This is a genomic window from Bacillus sp. LR_5 (genome assembly GCF_042709275.1).
This window is the reverse complement of record NZ_JAVAXX010000296.1, coordinates 1-7,484: the sequence shown is the minus strand read 5'-3', so window position 1 is coordinate 7,484 and position 7,484 is coordinate 1. Positions and strand designations below refer to the sequence as shown.

The 7,484-nt window shown below is 38.5% G+C and carries 5 protein-coding genes; 1 reads left to right on the top strand and 4 read right to left on the bottom strand.

The annotated features are described in order from the left end of the window. From RAC86_RS32345 to RAC86_RS32335, 3 genes are all read right to left on the bottom strand, one after another. Positions 1-1,716: glycosyltransferase (locus RAC86_RS32345; protein ID WP_377886472.1), on the bottom strand; the 1,716-nt coding region annotated here is incomplete at its 3' end. A gap of 75 nt (positions 1,717-1,791) precedes the next feature. Continuing rightward, on the bottom strand, positions 1,792-3,312 hold the full coding sequence (locus RAC86_RS32340; RefSeq protein ID WP_327846305.1) for a glycosyltransferase: 1,521 nt from the start codon (positions 3,310-3,312) through the stop codon (positions 1,792-1,794). A gap of 34 nt (positions 3,313-3,346) precedes the next feature. Then, positions 3,347-4,714: a hypothetical protein gene (locus RAC86_RS32335; protein ID WP_377886471.1), complete on the bottom strand. Its 1,368-nt coding sequence runs from the start codon at positions 4,712-4,714 to the stop codon at positions 3,347-3,349. A gap of 340 nt (positions 4,715-5,054) precedes the next feature. On the opposite strand from RAC86_RS32335, the gene galU reads away from it, so the two are divergent. Beyond that, complete coding sequence (gene galU / locus RAC86_RS32330) at positions 5,055-5,933, top strand: UTP--glucose-1-phosphate uridylyltransferase GalU (protein WP_003227944.1); 879 nt, start codon at positions 5,055-5,057, stop codon at positions 5,931-5,933. Positions 5,934-5,971: 38 nt separating this feature from the next. Here galU and RAC86_RS32325 read toward each other — a convergent pair. Continuing rightward, the coding region (locus RAC86_RS32325) for an ATP-binding cassette domain-containing protein (protein ID WP_377886469.1) at positions 5,972-7,484 on the bottom strand (1,513 nt) is incomplete at its 5' end.

Genomic DNA, 7,484 nt, shown 5'->3' with positions numbered 1-7,484 from the left:
AGCAAACTTTTGCTGAACGAGATTCCGATCAACCTGTATCACTGTCCCATCAGCTGAACTGATTTGATTTTTTATTGGTATTAAAAACTCTTGGTTATTGCATTCGAGCAATAATAAAGATTGCTTCGGAAAAAACAATTGGCTTCCAGGAAATACGAACGTTAAATGCTGGTCCGAATCATTATCTCTGAATTCGACTTTCAGAACTTCCTGCTTTCTGATATCCACCGACAAATTATCATAGGTTTTAGTAAAGTACGGCCGTGCGCTGAAAGCATATTCCCCGTTATTCCCAATATATTTAGCATATTTTGAATAAGGATACGGTTCTCTGCTGCTGCCAATTCGGGCGCGTTTTTTATAGCCGTCTATCCCCGATTCAATAAAGAAATCCCAAACACCAATATCTTCTTCATGAATAGCCAAATCAGTAAACTTCGTGAGAAATTCAAATTCTCCGTCCTTGGAATACACTGGAGAAATGATTTTTTCAGTTTTTCTATCACGGTGCACCCAAATGCCGTATAAAGTTTGCATAGCTTGATGCTCTGGTTGTAAAGCCGTGTGGGTAACCGACCCTCTTAATGTGAAAGTGTTGTCCTTCATTTGAAATTCGCTCACGTAATGACTGATTTTGTTTCTGTCATCAACAATCCGTTCATTCTCTGCCAAATGATATGAGATAAGGCTGGGATAGTTTGCTATGATATGACCATTTTTAACTGACGTATATTGGGCCATATTTTCTTTATCAGCTTCAAACTGCTTTAAGCCCTTTAGGTCATTATGGCGTACAAAGTGTAATTTTAACCGCGTATGAGAATGAACAAGTTTATCAATTTCCCGTGGTATATTTTGTTCAACAAAATGATGCAGCTCTGTCATCCATGTTTGCTGCTCCCGTTCGTCCTCGATTGTTACGGTAAAGTCCGTTGTTCTGGAAAAATCAAAATGACGATTCAAAAATTTCGCCATAAACTTCATTTTGCGATTATGTGAAAGACGGCTATTACGAATCATATCTATGATTACCTTCATTGCGCCATAGTAGCTTTGGGGCGCAACGTATGCAAACGTCATATGCTCGCCGTCATGCTGTACAGCATAGTAATAATCATAATCGGCCAAGACAGAAATTTTGTCCGCTTCTAAATAAGCCTGCATGACAAATACCTGATCCTCTGTAGCCTGTATATTAGAGGGGAAATATATGTCATGCATTCTAAGCAGTGAAACTTTAAAAAGTTTTGTCGGTCCTATTGAGTAAACAAGCGGAGATTTTACAAGATCCGCCTCAGGTTTCGTTTCCTTAAAAATAGCTTGCGGGACCGATCTGCCGTTTACACCGACCATTTTCCCAAGCACAATATCTGAATCATGCTGTTTTGCAAATTGATACATTCTCTCGAACGCTTCGATTCCTAAATAATCATCGGAATCAATAAAAAAAATGTATTCACCGTTCGCAGCACGTATCGCTTGGTTTCGCGGCTCCCCCGGCCCTCCCGAATTTTTTTCTCGTTCTATAACCGTTATATTAGAATACTGTTCACTGTACTTTTTTAATATTGAAACCGTGCCATCCTGTGAACAATCATCTACACAAATAATTTCGTACTCATTATTCGGCATGGTTTGTTGAACCAGACTATCCAGGCAGCGGGAGATAAAATGTTCTGAGTTGTATGTGGGTACTGCTGCAGTGATTTTCACCATGACACCTCTATCCTTATCCGCTTCTATTTCATTCGCAAAAGCTCATATAATGAACAAAAATGGTGCAAAAACGTACTATTTCGTTATTTCAAATACTTCTTCCCATCTTTCAAATAATCGTGCTTCACTATATTCAGTATCCATTAAGTTCTTTGCGTTTTTTCCATATTGAATGGCTCTCTCAGGGTTGTCGTACAAATAAATGATACTTTCAGCAAGCATGTCAATATTATCAGGTTCTACAAGCATTCCCGTTTCGTGTTCTTTTATGAGCTCCCTCGGGCTGTATTTCACATCAAAACTGATAACAGGGGTTGCGCACGAAAACGATTCACAAATCGCGAGACTAAACCCCTCAAATTTTGATGTTAATAATGTGGCAAGCGCCTGCTGATAAAATGGAGCGGGATTTGCGACATATCCTTTTAAATGTACATTATCTAACTTAAGATCATCGATCAATTGCTGGTATTCCTCATGGCCGGGACCGCTGCCATATATATTCAGGACAATATCCGGCCGGGATTTTTTTACGATTCCCATTGCTTTTATGACCTTATCGATCCCTTTTTCCTCATGATATCTGGCCACCATGACAAATTCGTTTTTCTTCTTTTCATACGTTTGTAATTTTTCAAGCCTTCTTGGTGCATGAGGAATAACAAAAATGTTATTGTTCGACTCAAAATCCTTCATGATATCTTCTTTTTGTTCATTCGTTAATACGATCAGGCCGTCATACTCCTTAATATGCTCCATCGCATATTGATGATTGTTTCGAACTTTGCTGCCTAACGTATAAGGATAATCTAAATGATTTGAGTGAACACAGTAAAATCGTTTTGCCAATCCTGCACGCATTTCATTTACTTTTGAAGCACTTCCGACTCCATCACAGATGATGATAGGGTCCTTTTCTTTCTCACATAACGTTTCAAGCCAATGTGTATGAAACTGGTGCTTGTTTTTGAAAAATACAGCTTCCTTTTCATCACGGCCAAACAGCATAACTCCTTGACTGGCTCCTGTTTTAAAATGGTACCATTCTGTTAAATAACAGAAACCGTCGGGTGCTGTGTAGTGAATTTGATTGATTTTTCCACTTCTTGTATCGAAAATCACAGTTTTATTTACATAACCGCCATGAAAGAATTCTCGCTTTGTCATTTGCATATTTTCATTGAAATGATCTACATATAAAAGATTATCCGACTCATCCCATTTTTTCTTTTTTATATATAAGCCATTCTTGAAGTATTCCGTTTCTAATTTTTCCTCGTTATGATACGCAGCATATGGTTCTTCAAAGCGATTACGATTTTGATCATAGTAACTTTGCTGCACTTCCCCAATTTTTATATGCTTATGCTGATTTTTATAGTCATCATAAATATTGAGGATATTTACATCAGCATGGAGCCTTCCAGCGCTCTTCAGCACTTGCTCAATCTGATCATAATTGTCCTTATAATCAAGTGTAACCAAATCGATTTTATGGCCGCGCTCCGCAAATGTAAAAGATCTTGACATCATAGAGCTTGTAATGCCGCCTTTTTCAATGTCTATTTCATATATTAGTGAAAAGATCCTTCTCATCTTCAAGCTCCTTCTTCTGGTAAAACCTTGTCTGCTATTTTTTCACAAACAGCCGTTTCATTAATTTTCTCCGAAATCCCTCGGCAGTCTGAACACGCAAATAATTATTTTCTTTTTCTAAAGTAACTTGCCAGCCTGAAATACTTTGTTCTGATAATGGAATTTCCTTTGAATCGGTTATTCGCACACCTGATGAAAAGAAGCTATTATCCCACTCGGAACAGAGATACAATTCAATGGTGGACAACTGATCTAATACAGAGTGAATACGAAGTGTACCGCTTACGGTAAATATTAGTTCTTCCTCGCTGTTTACTTTTGCGTTAAACGTGCTTTCAGTGCCGCTCTTTTTATTTTTTAACTTCCAATACATTTTATGGCGGCCAACAGAATGGGGAGGAATGCAGCCTTTAAATTCAACCTTGGCTGACAAATATAAATCGGATTTTGATTGCCATTCTGCCATTAACAGCTCAACATTCATATCCTTCAATTGATTATTAAATGGCACCTGATCTATTAGTTTGTCCACAAAACGCTTGCGGGTAAACGGCTCTTCAGAAACGTAATAAATATTTGTGCGAGGCCCCGTATTTTTAATTATGTCATGATATCTCTTCAAGGAAGGAACCACAAAAGCATCAAGGTGGCCTATTTCCTTTTCAGGGTTTTCCAACATCTCATTCGTCTCTATAAAACCTAGATACATGGAAGAATATTCAACTGAAAGAGATTTTAATGTAGTATATAACTCAACTTCAGAAATCATAAATAAATAATCCGCTTCCTTTATCAAGCGGCTCAGAAAATAACGGGCAAGTTCATTTTCTGAATACAATACACTGACTATATTCTCTTTTTCGTCAAAAATGACAATTTTTTCAGTTGTTCCATCATTCCTATACCATTTTGTCATATAACAAGTGCCATCTGCCCTTAAATAAAGATGCTGCTTCGGTTTGTTAGTGTCCAGATCCATGTACATTAAGCTGTGTACATATCCAGACAAATCATATTCTTCCCTTTTAAATCTTTGCCTGCTTTCATTAAAGTAATCAATGACAGCAAGTTCTCCTGATGCTGTAAACCTTTGATATTTAATATAACGTCCATTATTGTAATAACGATAAATTGGCTTATTTGGTTCTTGAATATATGTTAAACCGTCTTGTTCAATCGGATGCTTGATTTTATCTTTCTGAGGTTCAGAACCTTTAAAGTAGCTGTACATATTAATAACAGCAGTATCTTTAAAAGAAGAAGGCCCATTGGGCTCATGATGTAAAGTGACAATTTCCATTGGATAGTTCCAATCGATCGTATTGATACTAAACTTTTTTGCAGCATTCAGCTCTTGACAAACAAATGCTAATTTTGGAGTAGAAACCTTAATCGTCATCATCTATTTATTACCTTTCGAATAAATTCGTACAGTCACATTTTCAGAACTACATTATATCACTTTTGCTGAGCAGGCTCTAGAGATGAAGAAGCTGTTATGTTTCTTGAAATACCTGATCAGGTGAAACTGTTTTATCTATCAATTAATGATATTTTTTTGTATTTCCTCGACCCCAAAGTCACTGAATTGACTCTTGTTTAATATTGGTTTTTCTTATATGATTAAATGTGTTTAACAGAATGAAAATAGGGTATTGATGAGAAAAGAAACTCAAACATTTTAAATACTCAGCATTCAAAAGAGTGACCCTAAATCTGTTCTTAAGGAAGGTGCTTTGAAATTGAAAAAAGTACGTAAAGCCATAATCCCTGCCGCAGGTCTCGGAACGAGATTCTTGCCGGCTACGAAAGCAATGCCGAAAGAAATGCTTCCTATCGTTGATAAACCTACCATTCAATACATAATTGAAGAAGCTGTTGAAGCCGGTATTGAAGATATTATTATCGTAACAGGAAAAAGCAAGCGTGCGATTGAGGATCATTTTGATTACTCTCCTGAGCTTGAAAGAAACCTAGAAGAAAAAGGAAAAACTGAGCTGCTTGAAAAAGTGAAAAAGGCTTCTAACCTGGCTGACATTCACTATATCCGCCAAAAAGAACCTAAAGGTCTCGGACATGCTGTCTGGTGCGCGCGCAACTTTATCGGCGATGAGCCGTTTGCGGTACTGCTTGGAGACGATATTGTTCAGGCTGAAACACCAGGGTTGCGCCAATTAATGGATGAATATGAAAAAACACTTTCTTCTATTATCGGTGTTCAGCAGGTGCCTGAAGAAGAAACACACCGCTACGGCATTATTGACCCGCTGACAAGTGAAGGCCGCCGTTATCAGGTGAAAAACTTCGTTGAAAAACCGCCTAAAGGCACAGCACCTTCTAATCTTGCCATCTTAGGCCGTTACGTATTCACGCCTGAGATCTTCATGTATTTAGAAGAGCAGCAGGTTGGCGCCGGCGGAGAAATTCAGCTCACAGACGCCATTCAAAAACTGAATGAAATTCAAAGAGTGTTTGCTTACGACTTTGAAGGCAAGCGTTATGATGTTGGTGAAAAGCTCGGCTTTATCACAACAACTCTAGAATTTGCGATGCAGGATAAAGAGCTTCGCGATCAGCTCGTTCCATTTATGGAAGGTTTACTAAACAAAGAAGAAATCTAAACAAAAAGGCTATTGGACATTCATCCAATAGCCTTTTTTTATTTCAACATCAAAGTCAGTGTATGCTCTTCATTATCAACTGCAAAAACCTGATCATCTGTATTCACTAGAAAACGCTTCTTGCTGCTGTCATACAATACATCGCTATCACTTAAGGATAGTGACGCCGGGTTGATAGGAGAAATGTTATGAAAAATAAGCTCTGTTGCTTTATCATTCTCCAGCACATAGCTGATTTTTTCATAATCAAAATTCAGCGTTTTTCTGCCGTCAGCCGTATTTCCTTCAGTATAACCATTCAATTTCGATTGAATGCTGGTGCTGCTGTCTCCTAGGAATTTCAGAAAGTATTCATAGGAAGATGCTGCGTTTTGCGAGACATAAGACGTAAATGCAGCGGCATGCAATTCAGCGTGTTTCATGTTAGTTGCAACAGCGCTCTGTTTCACATAATAAGAGTGCTCGTCAAACTTTATTTTCGCTGCTTGTTTGCCTTTTGCAGCTACCGTTACTTTTGTACCGAATGGCAGTGTAACGTCAGCCTTCTGTTTCAAACCCTGATCCTTATAAGCAGCCGCTTTTTCATTTGCTATAAACCCTTGCTTATTGACTGCGGTTAAGCGTTCCTCTGACTTGCCCTTTGCATCGCCATGATGGTTCTTCACTTCATTTTGCGGAATAGCGCCAAACGAAGCAATTGTACGAAGCGGGGCATTAAAGAACATCGTTCCCGCCATGAAGACAGTCAGAATAGACAAAATAGCAATTTGAATGGCATTAGCCAGTGATTTCGGCTTTTTCTTCTTTTTGCGGAAACGGGCAAACGCTTCAGGATCTTCTTTCTTCCGCTCTTCCGTTTGCTCTTTTTTATATGTCTCTTTTTCTTTTTTCGACAGCTTATTAAACCAGTCAATAAACGCTTTATACTCTTTGACAACCGTTTTTGTTTCATCAAACATACGAAGCTCGCCATAGTGCATCCAAGCAACACGGTCACACATCTTTTCAATCTGACCGATTGAGTGGCTGACAAAGAAAATCGTTTTTCCTTGCTTTTTAAACTCATTTATTCTGTCTACACACTTCTGATAAAACGTTTGGTCCCCCACAGAAAGCGCTTCGTCAATAATTAAAATGTCAGGGTCAATATGCACGGAAATCGCAAAACCGAGACGCGATTTCATCCCGCTGGAATAGTTTTTAACCGGCTGATTAATAAAATCGCCAATCTCGGCAAATTCAACGATGCTGTCATACATATCATCAATTTCTTTATTGGTTAACCCCATCATCAAACACTTGAGCCGGACATTGTCCCGGCCCGTTAATTGGTTATTTAAACCGGCAGCAATCGCAATCAGCGACGGCTGGCCGTTCATTTCAATTTCACCGCTGGTCGGCGGAATAATTTTAGCCAGCAGGTTAGACATGGTTGATTTCCCTGATCCATTTATCCCTACAAAGCCGATTGTCTCTCCCTCATACACGTCAAAGGAGACATTCCGCACAGCAAAAAAACCATTATCCTTAGCCGGAAAAAACAATCCTTTT

Excerpts from the sequence above, each read along its gene's own strand:
- RAC86_RS32340 (WP_327846305.1), bottom strand. The coding sequence starts at position 3,312 with ATGAGAAGGATCTTTTCACTAATATATGAAATAGACATTGAAAAAGGC.
- RAC86_RS32335 (WP_377886471.1), bottom strand. The coding sequence starts at position 4,714 with ATGATGACGATTAAGGTTTCTACTCCAAAATTAGCATTTGTTTGTCAA.